This is a genomic window from Zhouia spongiae, from assembly GCF_022760175.1.
In the GTDB taxonomy this organism is placed as follows: domain Bacteria; phylum Bacteroidota; class Bacteroidia; order Flavobacteriales; family Flavobacteriaceae; genus Zhouia; species Zhouia spongiae.
The window spans coordinates 1,180,344-1,202,723 of sequence record NZ_CP094326.1; the positions used below are offsets into that span (position 1 = coordinate 1,180,344).

Consider the following 22,380-nt stretch of genomic DNA (forward strand, 5'->3'; position numbering starts at 1 on the left):
ATGTCTATAAAAGCATTTGCTGCCAGAATATTTGCCAAAAGAGTACATAAAAAAATACAGAAGTGGTCCCGAAATCCGGTTCAGGCACAGGAAAAAGTTTTTCAGGATCTGGTTGCTACAGCTACAGCTACTGAATTCGGAAAAGATCATAATTTTATAAGTATCAATAATCACGATGATTATACAAAACGAGTACCTGTAAGAGATTATGAAGCCTTGCGCCCTTATGTTGATAAAGTGGTAAAAGGACAAGAGAATATTCTCTGGCCGGGAAAACCCCTGTACTTTGCTAAAACTTCGGGTACAACTTCCGGTGCCAAATACATCCCGATTACCAAGGCATCAATGCCTTATCATATTGAAGCGGCCAGAAATGCTATTTTATGTTATATACACGAAACCAAGAAAGCAGGCTTCGTTAATGGTAAGATGATCTTTTTACAGGGAAGTCCTGTTCTAAAAGAAGAAAACGGTATTAAATTAGGCAGGCTTTCAGGTATCGTGGCTCATTACATTCCAAAATATCTACAAAAAAACAGAATGCCAAGTTGGGAAACCAATTGTATTGACGATTGGGAAACCAAAGTAGATGCTATTGTTAAAGAAACCCTTAAGGAAGATATGACCGTTATCAGCGGTATCCCCTCATGGGTTCAAATGTACTTTGAACGTTTACAAGCAAAAACAAATAAAAAGGTAGGCGATATTTTTAAGAATTTTCAGTTGTTTATTTATGGTGGGGTGAATTATGAACCTTACCGGTCAAAATTTGAAAACCTGATAGGAAGGAGTGTAGACAGTATTGAACTGTTTCCGGCCAGTGAAGGTTTTTTTGCCTTTCAGGATTCTCAGAAAAAAAGGGGAATGTTGCTTTTATTAGATTCAGGAATATTCTATGAATTTATAAAAGCTGATGAATTTTTCGGGGAAAACCCAAAACGCTACACTATTAAAAATGTGGAAACAGGAATCAATTATGTGATGATTATTTCTACCAATGCCGGGCTGTGGGGTTATAACCTGGGAGATACGGTACAGTTTACTTCAACCGATCCTTACCGGGTAATTGTCAGCGGACGTGTTAAACACTTTATTTCCGCCTTTGGGGAACACGTTATAGCCAAAGAGGTAGAAGAGGCGTTAAACGAAGCCTTAAATGCATCTAATGCCCGGATAAACGAATTTACGGTGGCACCTCAGATAAATCCTGAAGGAAATGAGTTACCATATCACGAATGGTTCATAGAATTTGAAAATGAACCTGAAGATCTTAAATTATTCGCCAAGATTATTGATGAAGCTTTACAAAGACAAAACAGTTATTATTTCGATCTGATACAAGGCAATATTCTCCAGACACTAAAAATCACCAGGGTAAGAGAAGCCGGCTTTACCTCATATATGAAATCTATCGGAAAACTAGGAGGTCAGAATAAAGTTCAGCGTTTATCAAATGACAGGAAACTGGCAGACGGCCTTATGGATTTTATCATAAACTAATGCTCGTTTATTTAAAATAAGCAGTTAACGGTTTCTGATATCTTCTATAGCATCTTTTAATTTTTCCTTTTCATTCGGAAAAAATCCCTGCACGATTAATGCAAAACCGAAAAACATTAAAACAATACTAATTACTCTTTTGATCTTGAAGATCCGGTAAGGAGTCAGTTTATTCTTAAGCTGTTTAGCTAATAATATTTTAATACAGTCAACCAGTACATAAGTAATTAATATTGTGGAAATAAAGGCAAAAATCCTGTTTGGGTTCATATCCAGCTTAGGTCCGAAAACAATTATCACGCCCAGCCAAAACCCCAAAACCCCAATATTGATAAAATTCAGTACAAATCCCTTTAAAATTAAGCTGAGGTAATTTTTTTTTGGTAAAAAGTCATCGAGTTCATCATCTTTAACCCTTCTGTAATTACGTCTGTTCTTTATAAACGAAATAACCCCGTAAGCCATTAAAATAAGTCCCCCAAAAATAAAAAGAGCAGGTTCGTCCTTTAATCTTTCCAATATTTTGTTTGTACTGAAGTAAGCGATTAAAATAAAGAAAATATCACCTAACACAACACCAAAGTCCAGTGCCAGGCCAGCTCTGAATCCTTTTAATGCACTTGTTTCCAACAAGACAAAAAACACCGGTCCGATAGTAAAGGCAAGTAAGATACCCCAAGGAATGGCAGAAAGTATGTCTTGAGTCATTTAAAAAGGTTATTTCTGGATACTGAATATTTTTATATTTTCAAAAATAGTGAGATAAAACAAAAAAATCAGCATATCGCTTTCAATATACTGATTTCTTAAAAAAATTTTCAGAAAATTATTCTTGTTCTATAATTTTCCCTCCTATAAATTTTTGTTGATCAATAACTTTCGGTTTTCCGAAAATACGAATGGTACCACCTGCCCTTACTTTAGCCTCCACCAACTCAGATGCATTTACATATGCAGTTCCGCCCGCATTCACATCAACTTCGGTTTGCTCAGTTACCAAACGGTCTCCTTCGTATTGTCCTCCTGTATTGATACGAACCACCTGATTTTTAGCTGTACCTCTTGTTTCAATGACGCCACCGGTAATCGATTTTGCATTCAGGCGCAGCACTTCTAATTCGAGGTCTATTTCACCACCTTCCTGAGCCCTTAATTCTAGCGTCTCCTGTTTTATTTTATCCTTAGAACCTATAAAGGCATTTTCATTAACATCAATCGTTTCAATTCTGTCTTTGTATTGTACTTCAACAAAGGTTTTATAACCGCTGAACACTCTATCTATTTCCATACGGATCTTAAGTTTGTTACCGGAATTTACAATAACAACCTTGTCTTTATCCTCGCCGGAAATAATAATTCTGTTAACATCTGATTTTACCAGATTAACTGAAATTCCGTCATAGACCTTAATCTCAGAAAACTCGTCTGCATTTTTAGTTATTTTATGCTGACCAATGGCGGTTATAGCTGTAAAAAATACCAGTGCTGAAAATATCTTCTTCATTTTAAAACAATTTTTATGTGATAAATAACGCTTCAGAACACAATTATTGTGCCTGTTTAAACTGTTCATAAAAATATTTAAACTAAAACATCTTCTTTTTTGCCAAGTAATTCAAAATCAAGATGACGCTTGATAAGATCTGTATTTTTAACTTTCACTATCACCTCATCACCCAGTTGATACATGCTTTTAGTTACTTCACCAACCAAAGCATATTGCTGATCGTCAAATACGTAATAATCGTCTTTAATATCCCTTATCCTAACCATGCCTTCGCATTTGTTTTCTATGATCTCCACATAAATACCCCACTCGGTAACACCAGAAATAACTCCGATAAAATCCTGGTTCTTATGGTCTTCCATAAATTTAATCTGCATATATTTTACCGAATCCCGTTCAGCATTGGCTGCCAGACTTTCCATTTGTGAAGAATGCCTGCATTTTTCTTGATACTCTTCCTCTTTGGCAGATGCCCCACCGTCGATATAATACTGTAGCAACCGGTGTACCATTACATCCGGATAACGTCTGATCGGAGAAGTAAAATGGGTGTAATAATCAAAAGCCAGCCCGTAATGCCCTATATTTTCTGTGGTGTACTCCGCCTTGCTCATACTTCTGATGGCCAGTGTATCTACGAGGTTCTGTTCCTTTTTACCCTGTACTTCTTCGAGTAACTGATTTAGAGAGCTTGTAATGGTTTTTCTGCTCTTCAGGTTAACACTATACCCAAAACGTGATATTACGCCGTTTAACTGTATTAGTTTTTCGTCGTCCGGTTCGTCATGCACCCGGTAAACAAATGTCTTTTTTTGCTTTCCTATAAATTCGGCCACCTTACGGTTAGCCAACAGCATAAATTCTTCAATAAGCTTGTTAGAATCCTTAGCCTCTTTAAAATAAACGCCCATCGGATCGTTCTCTTCATTTAAACGAAACTTTACCTCTACCTTATCAAACGATATGGCTCCGGCATCCATGCGTCTGTGCCGCATCTTTTTGGCCAGATCATCTAATACGAGTATGGCCAGCGAAACCATCGGGGCTACCTCATATTCTTTTTCCGTTATCGATAAATCTTCAGGAATCATGACTTTTGCAGACCTCTCGTCATCATTAGAAAAAACCTTAAGCGCACCTTCTGTCTCCGACAAGTGATAGTTTTCAATAATATGCTGAGCTTCTTCATAAGCAAAACGCTGGTCTGAGTATGTTACTGTTCTGCCAAACCACTGGTTGATAACTCCTGCATTTTTATCCATTTCAAACAAGGCGGAAAAAGTATACTTCTCTTCATGAGGCCTTAACGAACAGGCATTATTCGACAGAATCTCCGGTAACATGGGTACCACCCTGTCTACCAGATATACAGAAGTAGCGCGATTATAAGCTTCATCATCTAAAACCGAACCCGGTTGCACATAATGTGATACATCGGCTATATGAATACCTATTTCATAGTTACCATTCTCTAAAACCTGAAATGATAAGGCATCGTCAAAATCTTTTGCATCTCTTGGGTCTATCGTAAAAGTCGTAATTCCACGCATATCCCGGCGTTTCTTGATTTCAGTTTCCTGAATGGATGTATCTAACTGATTAGCAAAATGTTCTACATCTCCCGGAAACTCATAAGGCAATCCATATTCAGCCAGAATAGCATGCATTTCGGTCTGATGTTCACCTGGCTTTCCTAAAACTTTAATAATCTTACCATAAGGAGATTCAGCTTTGTCAGGCCAATCGGTTATTTCAACCAATACTTTATCACCATCCTCAGCATTGTTTATTTTGTTCTTGGCAACAAAAATATCGGTATACATTCTAAAATCACCGGGCACTACAAAAGCAAAGTTCTTTTGCATCTGTACGATACCGACAAAAGTGGTTCTTTTTCTGTTAATCACTTTTGTTATTTCACCTTCCAGCCTTTTAGAACCTCTTCTTCTTGGAAACACATACACTTCAACCTCATCTCCATGAAGTGCCTTGCTTAGTAAGGAAGATGGAATAAAGACGTCATTTTCAAGATCATCGCATATTACGTAAGCATTTCCCCTGCCGGTAATATCGACAATACCGGTATAATAATTTTGCGATGGTATAACCCTGTACTTTCCTCTCTCTACTTCTTCAATCTTCTCTTTGGCCTTTAACTGGCCTAAACGCTTAATCAATAAATTTCTTCCGCCGGTATCATTTATACCAAGTTTAGAAGCTATTTGTTTATAATTAAGTGGCTGATTTTTATTCTTTTCTAATACGGAAAAAATTCCTTTTGTGATTTCTACCTTCCGCTGCTTATCAGCTCTTTTCTTTCTTTTTGACATATATAAAATTATAATTGCTGTAAATTACAAATAAAAAGACGTTATTCGGTCGTCTTTAAAAAAAGTTAAAATTTTATTAAAAAAAGTGTAACGATTCCCTTTTTGTTTCGTCTATATGATACAAAGCAATCCGTAACTGTGAAACGAGTTTATAAAATAATCATCTTTTTTGCTTCCATATTTATTTTGGGAGTACTCTCTTTTGCAGGATATATAAACTATTCTTTAGAGAAAAAGGAGAATCTACACGCTGTAGACAGCAACAAATCTACACAAAAAGATAATATAAGAACCATATTCAAATACTAAATTTAGTAAATAGCCTTTAGTCCTGTTTCAATTTGCTAAACAATCAGGGGTGGATTCAAAGTCCGTTTCTTCTGTATAAACACTTCTGCCGTGATCGGGTTCTTATTCTCATATTCAAATCTGTAATCTGGGCTTTCAGCCAGGGTGAACTAGCTTATCAAAAAACAATTTTTTACTTTACAAAGATCAAACTTGTTTTGTAGCCCTGCTTTTCATGGGGATCCAAAATAATTTTCGCTTCAATCAGATAAATTTAAAAAAGTTCTTGGTATCTTTATTATAAGGCCAATACAGGGCATATATGAAACATTTTGTAACAGTTGCTACGTTTACCTATCCGCACGAGTATATCGTACTGAAATCCATCCTTGCAGATGAAAACGTACCTTTTATATTCGAAAATGAAACCATTATAAGCGTTTCTCCATTCTATTCATTTGCACTGGGTGGAATCAAATTAAAGGTTCACAAAGCATATGCAGACTTCGTAAGGGAAATAATTAAAGATCTCAATGAACCGGATTCACATCTTAAACTGGTTTAAAGTTTATTCACATTTTAAACAATATACATTTATATACTTTTTCTTTTTTTAAAATTTTTAAATCTATTATGATTGTTATTATTGCTTGTGAATATGTAGAAAAACTTTTTTGAGATTTATTTTTTTATTGAAGTTACAAAGGATTATAAACAGTAATTAACAATGCTATTTAATGTTAAATAATTGTAAATAAGCTTCTTTTTAAATTTAATTAACAACCGTTGATAACTGTAAAATGGTTTTAAATTTTAATAATTTGGCTGTTAATTATTGTTGATAACTGCAAAAAACGATCTTGATAAAAAAGAAACAAAAGCAGAAAACTTTAGTTGCATAGTTCAATTAAAAAATCATTATCTGATTATTATTGAACCGACCAAATTTTTAATTCTTTTTTTAAGCAATAGTTATTAACGATTATGTTTATAACCAATATCTTTATTTCTAAGTGATTTAGCTTCTTCATCAACACCATTGTTAATAAGTGTTTAATTAAACTTTATTTAATTGATTTATAGTATTTTAAATAGTTTACAATAGATAGATTCACTCGATAATTGAGAAGCTATCGGTCGAAATGTTTTGCCCATGCGCAGGCTGGCTTTATCGTAACGATCCTGAACCGGTCTTGTATCAAAGCCGGCTTTTGCCGAAATGTTTTTAAGTTTTTTTACCAGTAGCGCTGTGAACTTGTTCCAAGCTAGTTTACTACCTTTGTATCATTATAAAACAACACATTCTAAAGAAATGAAAATAGCCATAGGAAACGATCACGCAGGTACTGATTACAAATTTGCCATTGTTAAATACTTAGCATCTAAAGGTATTGAAGTAAGCAATTATGGAACTGATGAGACCTCAAGTGTAGATTATCCGGATTTTGTACACCCGGTGGCAAGCGATGTTGAAAATCATAAAGCGGATTTTGGTATCTTAATTTGTGGCAGTGCCAATGGTGTTGCCATGACTGCTAATAAACACCAGGGTATAAGAGCAGGGCTTTCGTGGACCAAAGAAATCGCCGAGTTGACAAGAGCCCATAACAATGCTAATGTATTGTGCATTCCTGCCAGGTTTACAGCAGTTCAGCAAGCTATTGAAATTGTTGATACCTTTTTAAATACTGAGTTTGAAGGCGGCAGGCATCAAAACAGGGTAGATAAAATACCTGTGAGTTGCTAAAATAAATGAGAAAGGAGCATCAATACTCTCATCAACATAATCATGTTAGCGGTACGAACCTTTTAATATCGATAGTATTAAATATTGTTATTACCCTTTCACAGGTTATTGGCGGGTTTATCTCCGGGAGTTTAGCATTACTGTCTGATGCTCTTCATAATTTTACAGATGTCGTTTCACTGATAATCAGTTATATAGCAAACAGGTTATCGAAACAAAAGGCATCTACACACCGAACTTTTGGATATAAAAGAGCTGAAATAATTGCTGCATTTGTAAATGGCGTTACCTTAATGGTTATCGCCATTTTACTTATAATAGAGTCTGTAAAACGTTTTTTGGAACCCCAGGAAATAGCTTCGGACCTGGTGATCTGGTTATCTCTTTTAGGTATAGTAGCCAACGGCCTCAGTGTTTTTATATTAAAAAATGATGCCAAAAAGAATATTAATATGCGTTCAGCTTATTTACATCTGCTAACAGACATGTTAGCAAGTGTGGCTGTATTGGCGGGTGGATTGTTGATGAAGTATTTTCAGGTGTATTGGGTAGACAGTGTTTTAACTTTTGCTATTGCGGTCTACCTGGTTTATGTAGGCTTCGATCTTTTAAAAGAATCTACCAAGATGTTAATGCTTTTCACTCCTGATCACGTAGATGTAAAAGCTGTAGCCAGGGCTATACATCAAATACCCAAGGTAAATAAGTTGCATCATATTCATATCTGGTGTTTAAATGATGATGAGATGCATTTAGAAGCTCATTTGGATTTCAAGGAGAATATAACACTTACCGAATTTAATGATGTCTTACATCAGATAGAAATCATACTAAAAGATGATTTTGGTATCAACCATGTGAACATTCAGCCTGAATATAAAAAAGACGATCCTAAAGATTTTATTGTACAAGACTAGTCAAGTTATGATAGCTATTTATGTTAAGCGATTTGAAGAACTTTCAATCGATGAATTATACGAATTACTCCGGTTGCGCAGTGAGGTTTTTGTTGTAGAACAAGATTGTGTTTATCAGGATATCGATGGTAAAGATCGGAAAGCACTTCATGTAATGGGTATAAAAAATGGCAAAATAGTTGCTTACACGCGTTTATTTGATGCGGGAGATTACTTTACAGTTCCAAGCATAGGAAGAGTTGTGGTAAAACAAGAAGAGCGTCAATTCGGATATGGTCACGATATTATCAAGGCTTCGATAGCTGCTATAAAAGAGCATTATAAACAAACTTCTGTTAAAATATCTGCGCAGACCTATTTAATAAAATTCTACGAAAAGCATGGATTTGCTCCCACAGGTGAAGAGTATCTTGAAGATGGTATACCACATATTGCTATGGTAAGGCTTTAATCTTATTTTTATTGATGAGAATCAGTACCAATCCTGCTATTATAAAAGGAAGGCTTAACCATTGCCCCATATTGAGTGCCATTTCATTTTCAAAACCGACTTGATTCTCTTTAAAGAATTCAATGAGCAACCTGGCAGAAAACAACAACATTAAAAAAGAACCGAATATAAGCCCTTTGGTGTATTTTAATTTTTCAGACCGGTACAAGGCGTATAAGATCCCAAAGATGGCTGAATATGCAAAAGCTTCATATAGCTGTGTCGGGTGCCTCGGGATGAGGTCATCTTTTACAAACACCACACCCCAGTTACCGTTGGTAGGTTTGCCGTAGATTTCGGAGTTCATAAAATTTCCTAGCCTGATAAATGCAGCTGTGATGGGAATAGCAATGGCAATTCTGTCTAATATCCAGATCAGGTTTGTATGGTATTTTTTACAATACAGTAAAATAGCTATGAGAACCCCTAATGCTCCTCCGTGGCTGGCCAGACCCTGAAAACCCATAAATTTATAGGAAACCCCTATTTTTTTAATGGGTAAAAATATTTCCAACGGATGCGTAAAATAATAAGCAGGTTCATAAAACAGACAGTGTCCCAGCCGGGCACCAGCTATTGTTCCTATAAAAATGTAAAGGGAAAGTTTTTCAAGATTTTCAATAGGTATATTTTCTTTCCGATAGATACGTTTTACGACATAATAACCTAATAAGAGGCCTGAAACAAACAATAAACCATAGTATTTTAACGGAAAAGTATCGGTAATCCAGAATATTTCCGGATGAACATCCCAGTTTAATATAGTTTTATTCATATCTGTTTTAATAAGATTACCGTGAGTTCTATTATAATTAAATTTAAAACACCGATTATCATTTACCCGATAATCGCGATTTATCCCGTATAACTATCGATCGGAATATTTTGCCCATGCGCGAGCCGGCTCCATTTTTACGTTCTGTCCTCTCCTAATCTTGCTTCGGGCTGGTTGCTGTTCTCACACCGCATTAATTGAGATAAAATATGTTTTATCAGGAGGCCTCTGCTGCGATCAACCTGACAATATCATCTCATTTCTCAATGCTCTGTCTAATATCTAAAGTGCTTTTTCCATCACATAATCCTCCATTAAAAAACCTTTGCCGATATCTATATCTTCGGCATACATTGTTTTAAAACCCAGCTTCTCATAAAACCCGATGGCTTTGTTATAACGGTTTACGTTCAGTGTCAGGATATCATTGGTTCGTTTTTTAGCATCATTTGAGATAAAATCGATTAAAAGTTTACCAACACCCTTCCCCTGACTGTCAGGGAGAATATATATTTTGTGGATTTTCGTTCTCAGCTCATTTTTATAATGGAACTCATAAGCAGCAAAACCATAGTATTCACCGTTGTCTTCGGCAAGGATAAACTGTATGCCATTTTCAAATTGTTCCCTTAGAGCATTGGCGCTATACATCCATTCGAGCATATAATCTATTTGCTCCGGCGATAAGATGTTTTTAAACGTATCGGGCCAAGTTTGTAAAGCCAGTGTTCTTACGGTTTTAAGGCCGTTTTCGTCTGCATAAATAACGTTCATTATAAACTTATTTGATTTTCATATACTTATTTTGTTGAATTTCATCCATTCATTTACGGTAGATATCCAAAATCTCAAAAAGTCCTTGCTCAGAAAATGATTGGTAAAGTCATTAAATCTTTCCACATGAATTCCAGTGTAATGCAACCATATAGCCAAGCCGGCATAAGGCATTAACTGTTTTTCTTCATCTGAGATTTTAGCAATGGTTTCATACCCTTTATAGAAAGCAGCCATTTTCTCTTCAAAAATTTCCTTATCGGGTTCATTTTTAAAAATCAACATCAGGCTATAACCGATATCTAAAAATAAATATCCGTTGCCTGCATTATCAAAATCGAAGAAAGTTATTTCAGATTCATTTTTAACAGCCATATTATCATACCACAAGTCCAGGTGAACAATACCGTGTCTTAATTGATTTGAATCTGCTTTTCCGAACTTTTCTGATATTAATTTTTTAGCCCGGTTAAAATATTCCATTTCGGGATTTGATTCCGGAAAGAAACTTTTAGAAATATCATAAGCCCAACCAACTAAAGTATCGGCATGATAGTTTTTTCTGCTTATTGATCTGTTTAGAGTCAATACATGCATTTTCGCCATCGATTTGCCTAACAACCGACAAATATTTACGCAAGGGTTTTTTATGTTTACCCCGTTTGCATAAGAAAACAATACAGCATACCTGGTACCTTCCGGGGCATTTATTTCCTGAATATAATTGTTTTTCAGATCTTTTATCGGATGGGAAACCGAAATATTATTTTCATCTAAAAAATTGAGCAGGTTTAGCTCTTCCTGGATTTCTTTTTTGGTTTTCCAATTTTTAAAATATACCCTCAGTACATATTTTTTATCGTTTGTTTCAATGGCATAATTATGGTTTATACCTGTTTTCAATATACGAGTATGGGGATAAGCTGAAAGGGCATACACCGTTTCTGTCCACTTAGCTAAATATTGTGGACAAAGGATAGAGCTCAACGCCGGAAAAGAATTCATTTAAACGGGTCCTGATTTTTTAAAACTTCTTCAATTGCATTCAGTTCAGATGGACTAAAATGAAGATTTTTAGCTGCATCAATATTATTTTTCAATTGCTCGGCAGTACTAACACCTACCAAAACAGTAGTAATCCGGTCGTCTTTTAACAACCAGGCTATAGCCATTTGCGCCAGCGACTGCCCTCTTTGCTCAGCAATATGGTTTAATTTCTTTACTTTTTCGACGATTTCATGGGTTATCCGATCGGATTGAAGATACCTACCGTCTTTTACAGCCCTTGAGTTTTCAGGAATACCGTCGATATATTTATCGGTAAGGATTCCTTGTTCGAGTGGTGAAAAAGCAATGGCTCCGATACCTTGATCGCCCAGCACTTTCAGTAATCCGTTTTCTACCCATCTGTCGAACATATTATACCTTGGCTGGTGAATTAAACAAGGGGTTCCGAGATCTTTTAGAATTTTAGCAGCCCTGTCAGTATCTTCGGCATTGTACTGTGAAATACCCACATACAGGGCTTTGCCTTGTCTGACGATATGATCGAGAGCACTCATGGTCTCTTCCAGGGGTGTTTCAGGATCAGGTCGGTGATGATAAAAGATATCGACATAGTCTAACCCCATGCGTTTCAGGCTCTGATCTAAACTGGCGATAAGATATTTTCGTGAACCATAATTTCCATAAGGCCCGGGCCACATATCCCATCCGGCTTTTGAAGAGATTATTAGTTCGTCGCGGTAGCTCTTTAAGTCCTGTTTTAAGATACGTCCGAAAGTTTCTTCAGCAGCTCCGTATGGAGGACCATAGTTGTTGGCCAGATCGAAATGTGTAATGCCATGGTCGAAAGCCGTACGAATTATAGACCGTGCATTCGTATAGTCGTTAGCATGTCCAAAATTATGCCATAAGCCAAGAGATATCAAAGGCAGTAAAATACCACTGCGTCCGCATCTTCTGTATGGGATGTTTTCATACCTGTCCGGGTTTGCATTATATAAAGGCAGAGGATTGTGATCGTTTATGTTCATGTTTAATGATTACTGGAGTATGCTGTTAAATTTTGAGGAGTCGGCTAATAATTTCGATGAAGTTACAATGGCTTCATCGTGGTTTAAATAATAATTATAAAGTCCGTCCTGATAGAAATAACGCTTTATAAGCTCATCTTCTATTTCTTTTATAATATTCTTTTTATAAGAATCAATAGAAGCCATTTTACTTTGCCTGATATCATTTAACAGCTTATCGTAATCAGCTTTTACATTTAATCCGAAATCATCGGTTTCACCGGATACCATTAATTTTTTGAGCTGTTTTTCTGTCTGGGTTTCATATTCAAATCCGGCCTGGTTAATAAAAGACTTAAAGTTGTTATAATCAGATTCGGTAAGCCTGAAATTATCGATATTGGTGATATTATGCTTATAATAGTAATTGGTAGCATAATCAAAAACCACATTGTTCTGTATCAAAGCACGGGTAACAGCATTGTTCTGAAGCGCTTCAATTTTAATATCGGGTATTACGCCTCCGCCATCGTATACCTTACGACCGTTTTTAGTTTTAAATTCATTGAATTGGGTGTTTTTAACAGCATTTCCCTGTTCGTCCCTGTGCCAGTAATCAAGCGATTGAATACATCTGCCGCTAGGTGTATAATAACGAGAAATAGTAACTTTCAGCTGTGTTCCATAAACCAACTTTAACGGCCGCTGAACCAATCCTTTGCCAAAGCTTTGAGAGCCGACGACGACAGCACGGTCGAGATCCTGCAAAGCACCACTGACAATTTCACTGGCAGAAGCACTTCTGCCATTAATAAGCACTACTAATGGTATATGTTCATCGAGGGGTTTCTTTTTGGTGTAATAGGCCTGATTAAACTTTTTAACTTTCGATTTTGTACTTACTATAAGTTCTCCTTTCGGAACAAAAAGATTACAAACCTCGATAGCTTCACTTAAGAGCCCTCCCGGATTTCCTCTTAAATCAAGTACAAGCCGCTCTATGCCCTGTAATTTTAAATCTTCGATCGCTTCTTTGGTTTGGGCAGAAGCCTTTCTGTTAAACCGCGACAATACTACATAGCCTGTTTTAGCATCAACCTTGCCATAGAAAGGTACGGCATCGATCTCTATTTCTGCTCTTTCTAGAGTCGCATTTAATGTTTTTCCTTGTCTCTTGTATATAAGGCTTATATTGCTTTTATTGGCTCCTTTTAGGAGTTCTGACGCATCTTCATTATATTCGGATACATTGATATCATCAATTTTAATAATCTCATCGCCTGCTTTTAATCCGGCTTTATCAGCAGGGGAGTCTTTGTAAGGTTCAACTATTAGAATTTTATCCGGATAACTTCTTACTACGGCACCGATTCCTGAATATTCGCCATTCTTTCTGATCCTGAATTCTTCAACATCCTGTTCGTTCATAAATTGCGTATACGGATCGAGGTCGTCGAGCATATTTTTAATGGCGGTATCCATTAATTCGGCAGGATTGGTTTCATCTACATAATTCATGTTTAATTCCTTAAACATGGTGGTGAATATCTCTATCTGCTTAGCAATTTCAAAGAAATCGTTCTTAAATGAACTTGCTGAAATTAAAACGAAGATCGCTAATACCGGTATTAGCATTCTGTTTTTTAATAACTTCTTCATAACAGTAGTATTTTATGAGTTTGATTCTTGTTGAACCTTACTTATGAATTTATTTAAAAGTTTCTGCATGGTGGTATTTAATTCCTGAAAATCGGGAATTTCCTTTCCAAGGTACAAAAACATAAAGGCATGACTTGTTTCAAGATTGTTAAAAATCAACTGTTTGTTAAGTCGATAGGTTTCACGTATGAGACGTTTTACCTTATTGCGGTCTACCGCTTTTTTAAAGTTTCGTTTAGGTACGGAAAAACCTGCCTGAACCGTAAATTCTTCAAACCAGTCATCATTTTTTATATAAACCACCCTTAAGGGATATTTAGAAACAGAAGCACCCTCAGAGAACATACGTTCTATCAGTTTTCTGCTTTTTAGCTTTTCTTTTTTCGGAAATGTATTATCCATTCGGCAAAATATCAATCTGTGTAAAAATAGAAAAACCTGCTCACATACATTCTAAAAACCAAGGTCACTTAAATAATTGATTAGTTATTGTATCTTTCAGCTGGTATTTATCCCTTTAATCAATTAAATAATAGTGAAAAAATTACTTATAACCGGACTGGCTATTTCGTTTATAGCCGGGTGTAAAACAGAAAATAAGGAAACGTCTCCAAAGGAAAATAATATTACAGCCGAATTTTATGTAGGTACATATACCGATAAGGAGAGTAAAGGAATTTATAGTTATTCCTTGTCTGAAGATGGAAGCTTAGTTAAAAATAAATTAGTAGCCGCTTCAGAGAACCCGTCATTTTTAAGCTATTCGTCCGGTAAGAAGTATGTATTGGCGGTTAACGAAAATGAGAAAGGTACGGTTGAGTCGTATAAAAGAGAAAAGGACAGCCTGTTATTTATAAGCAGAAGTACTTCCGGAGGTGCACATCCTTGTTTTGTAACGGCTACGAATGACGGTTATGTTTTAACTGCTAATTATACAGGAGGAAATACAGGATTGTTACAGTTAGGCGCTCATGGCGAGCTTTCTGAATTGTTGGATATTCATCAACATTCAGGGAAGGGTAAAGATGCAAGACAAGACAGCGCTCATGCACATTCGGTTTGGATTCTTCCTGACCAGAAAGGCCTGATAGAAGTAGATCTGGGAACCAACCAACTCTGGTTTTCCAGTATTGAAAATGGTAGTATCTCTCCCGGAGATCCGGCAACACTCGATATGAATGCCGGTGACGGTCCTCGTCATATAACACTGCATCCTGCCGGTAAACGGGCTTATGTATTGAATGAATTAAGCAGTACTATCGTAACAATTATGTTGAACGACCAGGGAATATGGGAAAAAGGAACAGCGGTCAGCACCTTGCCTGACGATTATTCCGGAGAAAGCTACGGAGCAGATATCCGTATTTCTTCAGATGGAAAATTTATATATGCTTCCAACAGAGGACACAATTCAATTGCTATTTTTAAAGTAGGGCCGGCCGGTAATTTAACAGTTGTAGGTTACGAACCGGTAAGAGGTAACTGGCCACGTAATTTTTCATTGTCGCCCAAAGAAGATTTTTTGGTAGTAGCCAATCAGCATTCGAACAATATCGTTTCATTTCAAAGGGATAAGACAACCGGATTGTTAACATATACAGCATCGGTTAATGCCCCTTCTCCGGTCTGTATTTTATTTTAAAACCAAGAATCTGCGTTGTAAAAAAAGATTTTTAAAGAGTGTGTCTTGATTGCCTTTTGCCAGATTCTCGACTGCGCTCGAGCCGACATTTGTAATACTCTTTAAAAATCTTTTTTTATTATTAATACCGCTTAAATTATTTCGAATACGAGTTATTATCCTTGTTTATATCTGCCATAAACCCATTCGGGTCAATTACGATACTTTTAATAGCAGACTTTGATTTATCGATGGTAAAATGATAGGCAGGGTGTGCCCATGCCCAATCAGGCAATACGATTCTTTTAACACCTTTATACGGATTTGCCTTTTCACCTCGCATCATACGTAAGGGGACATAAAAGTATTCCTGAGAACCATCGTTGTATGTTACCAAAACATCTATAGGCATCGGCATTAGTCCGATACGTTCCATAGTAACATCCGTTTTATTCTCGTTCGCTTTTACATCTTTAATACCGTAATCGATAGTATTCGTTGTTTGTGTCCAGTCCGTTAAATACCAATCGAGGTGGATACCCGATACTTTTTCGGCAGTGCGCTTAAAATCGTTAGGAGTCGGATGTTTAAACTTAAAATCGTTATAGTAACGTTTGATGGTTTTCTTTAGATTATCCTCTCCTATGATATAACCCAATTGCGCTAAGAACACAGCTCCCTTGCTATAGGCAGATGCACCATATGCAGCATTATAGTTAAATCTGTCAGCGTGTGTTGTTTGTGGTTGCTCAACACCTGAAGCAGCCAGGCGATAGTAACTTTTGTAAGAACCCAAAGTTGGATTTTCAGGATTTTTACCCTCGACAAAATTTTCTGCCAGGGTAGACATATAAGAGGTGAATCCTTCATCCATCCATTCGTGTTTAGATTCGTTGGTAGCGAATAAATGCTGGAACCAGGCATGAGCCATTTCATGTGCTGTAGTTCCAAAAAGGCTATTGTAATTTTTACCACCGGCAATGAGCGTACACATGGCGTATTCCATTCCTCCGTCACCTCCCTGAATCACTGAATATTGCTTCCAGGGATAAGGACCGATGTTTTTATTGAAGAAGTCTAAAAGCGCTGCGGTTGGTTTTTGTACTTTTTTCCAGTTATCGGCAATTTCAGGGTCATTCTGATATAAGAAATGTAGCGTAACGCCGTCGGCTTCCAGTTTATCGTGAATAAATTCCGGGTCAGCAGCCCAGGTAAAATCATGTACCTCAGGGGCTTTAAAATGCCATGTTAGTTTTTTACCACGAGGACGATTGACCTTAGTACCTTCTTTTTCGTAATTATACCCGATTTCATTCGGGTTTTGAAGGTAGCCGGTACCACCGACCACATAGTCTTTGTCGATAGTAAGTTTTACATCAAAATCGCCCCAGACACTATGAAACTCTCTGGCTATATATGGACTTGTATGCCATCCTTCAAAATCGTATTCGGCCATTTTAGGATACCATTGCGTCATAGATAATGCCACACCGTCTTTACTGTTTCTTCCGCTTCTTCTGATCTGAACAGGTACCTGGCCGTCAAAATCCATAGTAAAGGTTACTGTTTCCCCGGGAAGGATATGCTTGTTGAGAGTTACCTCCAAAACAGTACCTTCTACGTTGTAGTTTACGGATCTTCCGTTTTGTTTTAAGCTGTTCACTTTAATATACCCTATCTCAGAAGGTGTCAATTTCGCAATACGGCTTTCGTATACCGGATTTTCTCTGGTTCCCAGATTATTTACCATTCTTCCGTCCGGATCGGGAATACTTTGTAAACGGGCATCCATTTCACTTCCGGGCTGAAAAGCATTGAAATATAAATGATAATAAACATTTGTAAGTGTATCGGGAGAATTGTTGGTGTATTTCAGCTCCTGAAAGCCTTTATACTGATATTTATCAACATTCATATCAATTTCCATTTTGTAATCAACATGCTGTTGCCAATAGGAAGTATTGTTTTGGGCATATGATACGAATGCACCGAACATCATTAAAAGTACTGATGAATAGATTGATAAAAGAGCTCGTTTCATAAATTAACTGGTTTTAAAAGGAAGAGGCCTGTAAAAACAGACCTCAGATATATTGTTTTGAGGGTTTATAAATTGATGTCCCCTCGGGATACTTTATCAGCAAGGATAACAGCATTGTACAGATTTGTCATTTTTCCAGACTTGGAGATGTTTCCGAAGGCATCCTTATCGCCAGGATTCCCTCCTAAGATAACATTGGTTTTTGAAGCAAGACCTGAATTCATGATGATTTGTTTTACCTGTGCTGCACTCAGTTTTGGATAATAAGACCTTATTACGGCAGCTACTCCCGCAACGGCCGGCGATGCCATTGAAGTTCCCTGAAGGTACTCATATTTATTTTCGGGTGTAGTGGCCCATATTTTAGTTCCGGGAGCAAATACATCTACATTAATTTTTCCATAGTTGGAGAATGTAGCGATCATTTCCGGACCGTATTCGTAATGCAAGGCACCTACGGTTAAGAAATTATCGGAGATTTCAGGACTATTATCTTTGGCATCGTTAGGATACACATTGGTTTCATCTAAATTTTCTCCTTCATTACCGGCTGCATTAACGATTAATACATCCTTCTCAGCAGCGTATTTGATGGCATCCCACACCCATTCCGGATTAGGTGAATAGTACTTTCCGAAACTGGTGTTGATAACTTTGGCGCCATTATCTACTGCATAGCGGATAGCCAGTGCAATATCTTTATCGTACTCATCTCCGTTGGGTACAGCTCTTACAGCCATGATTTTTACGTTATCGGCAACACCGTCCATACCGATATTATTGTTTCTGGTAGCAGCAATAATACCCGCAACGTGTGTTCCGTGTTTGGCAAGATCACTATCTGTAATTACATCCCCGTCGCCATATCCGGTGTCGTTAATGTCGTATGGATCATCACCAACGATTGCTCTGCCGTCAAATTCGAGATTTAAGTTATAGTTAAGCTGGTCAGTGAAATGTTCTACACCACCTTTAATTTGTTCTTTTAGATCTTCTACGCTATCTACTCTGTTTAAGAATTGAGATAGCATTCCTTTCGCCTGAAGGAGTTTCTGATCGTCTGTTTTTATGCCATTCAGCTCTTCTTTCGAATAACCTTTTTTTCCTAAGTGACCGGCAATAGCATCGTCTGCATTTTTAACGGCCTGATAAATTTGCTCGTATCGTTGTTTGCTTTGCAGGGCTTCCTCCTTTTTTTGTTCAAATTCAGCTTTGGCTTTTTGATATGCTTCAGTACCGTCATCGCCTCTTTTTACGATTCGGGTAAGTTCGAGGTTCTCCTCTACAGCCTTTCCTAAAAAGTTCCATCCGTGTACATCGTCGATATAACCATTTTTATCATCATCGATACCATTGTTCGGTTTCTCACCTTCATTAGTCCAGATAACATCTTTTAAGTCTTCGTGGTGAATATCTACCCCGGAGTCTATAACACCGACAATAACGGTTTTTCCTTTGCGTGTGCTTAAAATTTCGTGATATGCTTTTTCTACAGACATCCCGGGAATGGTATCTTTAACCAGGTCCAAATGCCCCCAGTGTTTAAGTTGGTTATCTGTTACTTCAGTAACTTTTAACGGGATATTGTCTATGTTTTCAATTGGGGTCGATACTAATTTTGGCGATCCGCATGCAGCCAAAATAAGCGCCATAGAGGCGGTACTTAAAATAGGTTTAACAATTCTCATTTTTTCAATATTCAATTATAATTCTATTAGTGATTTTTTAATTTCAGGAACTATTATTTAAAAAGCTCTTCAAATGTATAGGTGTCTTTTAACCGGACTCCTTTTTCGGTGTGTCGGAGGGTACATATTTCATGGTGAGCGTCGTGCTCCAAAAAAATGTAATAATCATGATCAACAGCCGTATTCAAAAAGGTCATTTTTTCGTCTAAGGTTAACAGCGGACGCGTGTCGTACCCCATCACATACGGTAGAGGGATATGCCCGGTAGTTGGTAGCAGGTCGGCTGCAAAAACCAGTTTTTTTCCTTTGTAACTGATGTGTGGTATCATTTGTTTGTCCGTATGGCCATCAACAAAAAGAATGCCGAAACCCAGTTCTGAAGACTCCAGGTACGATTTGCCGGTATTATCGATAAAATTCAACTGACCGCTTTCTTCCATCGGCAATATATTCTCAGGCAGAAACGAGGCTTTTTCGCGGGCATTTGGTTTTACCGCCCATTCCCAATGATCTTTATTGGTCCAGAACGCAGCATTTTTAAATGCAGGTTCATATCCGGTACGATCGTTATTCCACTGTATGCTCCCTCCGCAATGATCAAAATGCAAATGTGTCATAAACACATCGGTAATATCATCGCGATGAAAACCTGCTTCTTTAAGAGACCTGTCAAGGTTATGATCTCCCCACATATAGTAATAACCAAAGAATTTTTCAGATTGTTTGTTCCCCATTCCGGTATCGATAAGGATGAGTCGGTTTCCGTCTTCAATCAACAGACATCTTGCAGCCATATCGATCATATTGTTCGCATCGGCCGGATTGGTTCTGTTCCAGATAGATTTTGGTACCACGCCGAACATGGCACCACCGTCTAGTTTAAAATTTCCTGATTCAATGGGGTAAAGTGTCATAAAATCAATTCGCTATAATTAAAAATAGGATGTGCAAATTAATAAAAGCAATGCTGAAAAGGCATTAATACCTTATTTTATTAGGCGTTTTTTAACATTTTCCTATATTTAGGAATTGAAAAAATGTAATATTCAACGTATATGTTAGAGCTTGCAGGAATTGTAATACTTGGTATTTTGGCTCAATGGGTAGCATGGAGATTAAAAATACCTGCGATACTTCCATTAATTTTAATAGGTCTTTTTGTCGGACCTGTATCTACTCTATTTACTGAAGACGGAAGTAAATGGATAGAGCCGATATGGAATGGCACACATGGACTTTTTCCTGAAGATAGTTTATATTATTTCGTATCCCTTGCCATGGGGATTATTCTTTTTGAAGGGGGGTTGACTCTAAAAAAGAATGAAATTTCAAAAGTAGGCCCGGTTATTTTAAAACTTATCAGTCTTGGTGCGGTTATTACTTTTTTTGGAGCTGCTGTTGCCACTCATTACGTATTTAAATTATCGTGGCAGATTTCATTTCTGTTTGCAGCGTTAATTATTGTTACAGGGCCAACGGTAATTTCTCCGATACTGAGAAATATACCCTTAAAGAAAGATGTATCGGCAGTTTTAAAGTGGGAGGGAATCCTTATTGACCCCATAGGAGCTTTAGTGGCCGTACTTGTTTTCGAGTTTATTAATGTCGGGGGATCTGCAGGATTCACGAAACAGGCATTTATTGAATTCGGAAAGATAGCCATTGTTGGTTTTTCGTTTGGTGTTTCGGCAGCTTATGCCCTGTACTTTGCAATGAAAAAAAGACTTATCCCTCATTATTTACTGAATGTAACGGCTTTGTCGGTAGTATTACTGGTATTTGTTGAGTCGGATGTATTTGCCCATGAATCAGGGTTACTGTCTGTAGTTGTTATGGGAATGGTACTTGGAAACAGCAACCTTCCTAATTTAAAGGAACTTCTTTATTTTAAAGAGTCGCTTAGTGTTTTACTGATTTCGATATTGTTTATTTTACTGGCTGCCAATATCAATATTAGCGATCTCCTGCTGGTTTATAACTGGCAAACGGCAGTATTAATGGCAGTTATTATATTTGTACTCAGACCGCTATCCGTATTTTTCAGCACACATAAATCGAGTCTTAAAACCAACGAAAAACTTTTTATAAGCTGGGTTGGGCCAAGAGGTATCGTTGCCGTAGGTATCGCTTCTTTATTGGGAACCAAGTTAATGCTTAATGGTGTTAACCAGGCAGAATACATTACACCTTTGGTGGTTACCCTGGTATTGGTTACGGTTATGCTTAACGGTACCACGGCGCGTCTGTTTGCCAAACTGGTTGGTGTATTCTTAAAAGAATCGAACGGAATCCTTATTGTGGGAGCATCCAAAGCCTCCAGGTTAATTGCCAAGTACCTTCAGAATAACGATCGCCATGTAGTGCTGATCGACAGTAACAATGATAATGTGGCCAAGGCAAAAGCGCTCAATCTCGATGCCATGGAATCAAATATTTATTCAGAAGATATTTCTACGGATGTCGAGTTAAGTGATATAGGATATTTGTTGGCGCTAACGGGAAGTGATGACGTTAACAAACACGCACTCATCAGGTTTAAGAAGTTTTTAGGAGAACATGGCGCGTTCAGGTTGATTACCCCTGAGGAACTAAGAACCCCCGACAAATTACCGATTGAGGATTTGTTTTCTAAAAAGGATGATTATATCAATTTAAGTGAAGTTGCCAGAGATTACCCTACCATTAATGAATTGGAACTGGAATCGACAAATCATTATTTAAAAGAGATAGATCACCTTAATCAAGAACAAAAGGCCGTTCCTTTATTTGTTAAAGACCTTACCGGAGAACTCCACATAATTTGTTCTCTTAAGGAAGATTTTGTAATAAAGAAAGGGTTTAAACTGGTGTATATGGGGAAACCCGTTGAGTTAAGAGCGTCTAAAAAGACTTCAACCGCGCCTCAGGAGGCCCAAAGCGAGGCCTAAGCCGGCACCTGTTATAGCGCCTAGCACAAAATCGATCCAGTTAATTTCATTTGATGCAGAATGATATACTGCAGAGGCAATCATTCCAAACATAAAGATGA

General features: G+C 37.2%; 20 protein-coding genes. 8 read left to right on the forward strand and 12 right to left on the reverse strand.

The genetic code is table 11. The annotated features are described in order from the left end of the window. Positions 1–1,500 carry a GH3 auxin-responsive promoter family protein gene (locus MQE36_RS05140; protein ID WP_242938102.1) on the forward strand — a complete coding sequence of 500 codons (1,500 nt, stop codon included), beginning with the start codon at positions 1–3 and terminating at the stop codon, positions 1,498–1,500. Between the two features lie 24 nt (positions 1,501–1,524). Here MQE36_RS05140 and MQE36_RS05145 read toward each other — a convergent pair whose 3' ends face one another. The 3 genes from MQE36_RS05145 to MQE36_RS05155 all read right to left on the reverse strand — a co-directional run bounded on the left by MQE36_RS05145 (position 1,525) and on the right by MQE36_RS05155 (position 5,337). Beyond that, positions 1,525–2,208, reverse strand: a complete 684-nt coding sequence (locus MQE36_RS05145; protein ID WP_242938103.1) for a LysE family translocator — start codon at positions 2,206–2,208, stop codon at positions 1,525–1,527. A 118-nt stretch (positions 2,209–2,326) separates the two neighbouring features. Then, positions 2,327–3,004 carry a head GIN domain-containing protein gene (locus tag MQE36_RS05150; protein ID WP_242938104.1) on the reverse strand — a complete coding sequence of 226 codons (678 nt, stop codon included), beginning with the start codon at positions 3,002–3,004 and terminating at the stop codon, positions 2,327–2,329. Positions 3,005–3,081: 77 nt separating this feature from the next. Continuing rightward, entirely contained in the window at positions 3,082–5,337 is a 2,256-nt protein-coding gene (locus tag MQE36_RS05155) for a ribonuclease R family protein (protein WP_242938105.1), read from the reverse strand. A 138-nt stretch (positions 5,338–5,475) separates the two neighbouring features. Between MQE36_RS05155 and MQE36_RS05160 the strand changes: the two genes are divergently transcribed. The 5 genes from MQE36_RS05160 to MQE36_RS05180 all read left to right on the forward strand — a co-directional run bounded on the left by MQE36_RS05160 (position 5,476) and on the right by MQE36_RS05180 (position 8,740). Then, a complete protein-coding gene (locus MQE36_RS05160; protein WP_242938106.1) occupies positions 5,476–5,646 on the forward strand; it encodes a hypothetical protein in 171 nt (56 codons plus the stop codon). 301 nt (positions 5,647–5,947) lie between these two features. Next, positions 5,948–6,190, forward strand: coding sequence for a DUF2007 domain-containing protein (locus tag MQE36_RS05165; RefSeq protein WP_242938107.1), 243 nt, complete (start codon positions 5,948–5,950; stop codon positions 6,188–6,190). A gap of 747 nt (positions 6,191–6,937) precedes the next feature. Further along, on the forward strand, positions 6,938–7,372 hold the full coding sequence (gene rpiB / locus MQE36_RS05170) for a ribose 5-phosphate isomerase B (protein ID WP_242938108.1): 435 nt from the start codon (positions 6,938–6,940) through the stop codon (positions 7,370–7,372). A gap of 5 nt (positions 7,373–7,377) precedes the next feature. Continuing rightward, entirely contained in the window at positions 7,378–8,289 is a 912-nt protein-coding gene (locus MQE36_RS05175; protein WP_242938109.1) for a cation diffusion facilitator family transporter, read from the forward strand. A 7-nt stretch (positions 8,290–8,296) separates the two neighbouring features. Further along, positions 8,297–8,740 (forward strand): GNAT family N-acetyltransferase, encoded by a 444-nt coding sequence (locus MQE36_RS05180; protein WP_242938110.1) that lies wholly within the window; start codon positions 8,297–8,299, stop codon positions 8,738–8,740. On the opposite strand, the gene lgt is transcribed toward MQE36_RS05180, so the two are convergent. The 6 genes from lgt to MQE36_RS05210 form a co-directional block, all read right to left on the reverse strand. Continuing rightward, on the reverse strand, positions 8,724–9,554 hold the full coding sequence (lgt, locus tag MQE36_RS05185) for a prolipoprotein diacylglyceryl transferase (protein ID WP_242938111.1): 831 nt from the start codon (positions 9,552–9,554) through the stop codon (positions 8,724–8,726). The two genes, MQE36_RS05180 and lgt, sit on opposite strands and share 17 nt — an antisense overlap. Before the next feature lie 282 nt (positions 9,555–9,836). After that, entirely contained in the window at positions 9,837–10,328 is a 492-nt protein-coding gene (locus MQE36_RS05190; RefSeq protein ID WP_242938112.1) for a GNAT family N-acetyltransferase, read from the reverse strand. 18 nt (positions 10,329–10,346) lie between these two features. Continuing rightward, positions 10,347–11,333, reverse strand: a complete 987-nt coding sequence (locus MQE36_RS05195; RefSeq protein ID WP_242938113.1) for a phosphotransferase — start codon at positions 11,331–11,333, stop codon at positions 10,347–10,349. Then, positions 11,330–12,364: an L-glyceraldehyde 3-phosphate reductase gene (gene mgrA, locus MQE36_RS05200; protein WP_242938114.1), complete on the reverse strand. Its 1,035-nt coding sequence runs from the start codon at positions 12,362–12,364 to the stop codon at positions 11,330–11,332. Before mgrA ends, MQE36_RS05195 begins: the two co-directional genes overlap by 4 nt. A 9-nt stretch (positions 12,365–12,373) precedes the next feature. Further along, positions 12,374–14,002 carry a S41 family peptidase gene (locus MQE36_RS05205; RefSeq protein WP_242938115.1) on the reverse strand — a complete coding sequence of 543 codons (1,629 nt, stop codon included), beginning with the start codon at positions 14,000–14,002 and terminating at the stop codon, positions 12,374–12,376. Positions 14,003–14,014: 12 nt separating this feature from the next. After that, the gene (locus MQE36_RS05210) at positions 14,015–14,404 is read right to left on the reverse strand and encodes a ribonuclease P protein component (RefSeq protein ID WP_242938116.1); all 390 of its coding nucleotides are present in this window, start codon (positions 14,402–14,404) and stop codon (positions 14,015–14,017) included. Between the two features lie 133 nt (positions 14,405–14,537). Here MQE36_RS05210 and MQE36_RS05215 point away from each other — a divergent pair, with 133 nt between their 5' ends. Beyond that, entirely contained in the window at positions 14,538–15,644 is a 1,107-nt protein-coding gene (locus tag MQE36_RS05215; RefSeq protein WP_242938117.1) for a lactonase family protein, read from the forward strand. Between the two features lie 136 nt (positions 15,645–15,780). On the opposite strand, the gene MQE36_RS05220 is transcribed toward MQE36_RS05215, so the two are convergent. From MQE36_RS05220 to MQE36_RS05230, 3 genes are all read right to left on the reverse strand, one after another. Further along, on the reverse strand, positions 15,781–17,664 hold the full coding sequence (locus tag MQE36_RS05220; protein ID WP_242938118.1) for a M1 family metallopeptidase: 1,884 nt from the start codon (positions 17,662–17,664) through the stop codon (positions 15,781–15,783). A gap of 65 nt (positions 17,665–17,729) precedes the next feature. Beyond that, on the reverse strand, positions 17,730–19,352 hold the full coding sequence (locus MQE36_RS05225) for a S8 family peptidase (RefSeq protein ID WP_242938119.1): 1,623 nt from the start codon (positions 19,350–19,352) through the stop codon (positions 17,730–17,732). A 53-nt stretch (positions 19,353–19,405) separates the two neighbouring features. Further along, a complete protein-coding gene (locus MQE36_RS05230; RefSeq protein WP_242938120.1) occupies positions 19,406–20,266 on the reverse strand; it encodes an MBL fold metallo-hydrolase in 861 nt (286 codons plus the stop codon). 141 nt (positions 20,267–20,407) lie between these two features. On the opposite strand from MQE36_RS05230, the gene MQE36_RS05235 reads away from it, so the two are divergent. After that, a complete protein-coding gene (locus MQE36_RS05235) occupies positions 20,408–22,279 on the forward strand; it encodes a cation:proton antiporter (RefSeq protein WP_242938121.1) in 1,872 nt (623 codons plus the stop codon). The last annotated feature ends 101 nt before the right edge of the window (positions 22,280–22,380 follow it).

What these genes read in the sequence shown, in the direction of transcription:
- MQE36_RS05140 (WP_242938102.1), top strand. Translation starts at nt 1, where the DNA reads ATGTCTATAAAAGCATTTGCTGCCAGAATATTTGCCAAAAGAGTACAT.
- MQE36_RS05145 (WP_242938103.1), bottom strand. Translation starts at nt 2,208, where the DNA reads ATGACTCAAGACATACTTTCTGCCATTCCTTGGGGTATCTTACTTGCC.
- MQE36_RS05150 (WP_242938104.1), bottom strand. Translation starts at nt 3,004, where the DNA reads ATGAAGAAGATATTTTCAGCACTGGTATTTTTTACAGCTATAACCGCC.
- MQE36_RS05155 (WP_242938105.1), bottom strand. Translation starts at nt 5,337, where the DNA reads ATGTCAAAAAGAAAGAAAAGAGCTGATAAGCAGCGGAAGGTAGAAATC.
- MQE36_RS05165 (WP_242938107.1), top strand. Translation starts at nt 5,948, where the DNA reads ATGAAACATTTTGTAACAGTTGCTACGTTTACCTATCCGCACGAGTAT.
- rpiB (WP_242938108.1), top strand. Translation starts at nt 6,938, where the DNA reads ATGAAAATAGCCATAGGAAACGATCACGCAGGTACTGATTACAAATTT.
- MQE36_RS05175 (WP_242938109.1), top strand. Translation starts at nt 7,378, where the DNA reads ATGAGAAAGGAGCATCAATACTCTCATCAACATAATCATGTTAGCGGT.
- MQE36_RS05180 (WP_242938110.1), top strand. Translation starts at nt 8,297, where the DNA reads ATGATAGCTATTTATGTTAAGCGATTTGAAGAACTTTCAATCGATGAA.
- lgt (WP_242938111.1), bottom strand. Translation starts at nt 9,554, where the DNA reads ATGAATAAAACTATATTAAACTGGGATGTTCATCCGGAAATATTCTGG.
- MQE36_RS05190 (WP_242938112.1), bottom strand. Translation starts at nt 10,328, where the DNA reads ATGAACGTTATTTATGCAGACGAAAACGGCCTTAAAACCGTAAGAACA.
- MQE36_RS05195 (WP_242938113.1), bottom strand. Translation starts at nt 11,333, where the DNA reads ATGAATTCTTTTCCGGCGTTGAGCTCTATCCTTTGTCCACAATATTTA.
- mgrA (WP_242938114.1), bottom strand. Translation starts at nt 12,364, where the DNA reads ATGAACATAAACGATCACAATCCTCTGCCTTTATATAATGCAAACCCG.
- MQE36_RS05205 (WP_242938115.1), bottom strand. Translation starts at nt 14,002, where the DNA reads ATGAAGAAGTTATTAAAAAACAGAATGCTAATACCGGTATTAGCGATC.
- MQE36_RS05210 (WP_242938116.1), bottom strand. Translation starts at nt 14,404, where the DNA reads ATGGATAATACATTTCCGAAAAAAGAAAAGCTAAAAAGCAGAAAACTG.
- MQE36_RS05220 (WP_242938118.1), bottom strand. Translation starts at nt 17,664, where the DNA reads ATGAAACGAGCTCTTTTATCAATCTATTCATCAGTACTTTTAATGATG.
- MQE36_RS05225 (WP_242938119.1), bottom strand. Translation starts at nt 19,352, where the DNA reads ATGAGAATTGTTAAACCTATTTTAAGTACCGCCTCTATGGCGCTTATT.
- MQE36_RS05230 (WP_242938120.1), bottom strand. Translation starts at nt 20,266, where the DNA reads ATGACACTTTACCCCATTGAATCAGGAAATTTTAAACTAGACGGTGGT.
- MQE36_RS05235 (WP_242938121.1), top strand. Translation starts at nt 20,408, where the DNA reads ATGTTAGAGCTTGCAGGAATTGTAATACTTGGTATTTTGGCTCAATGG.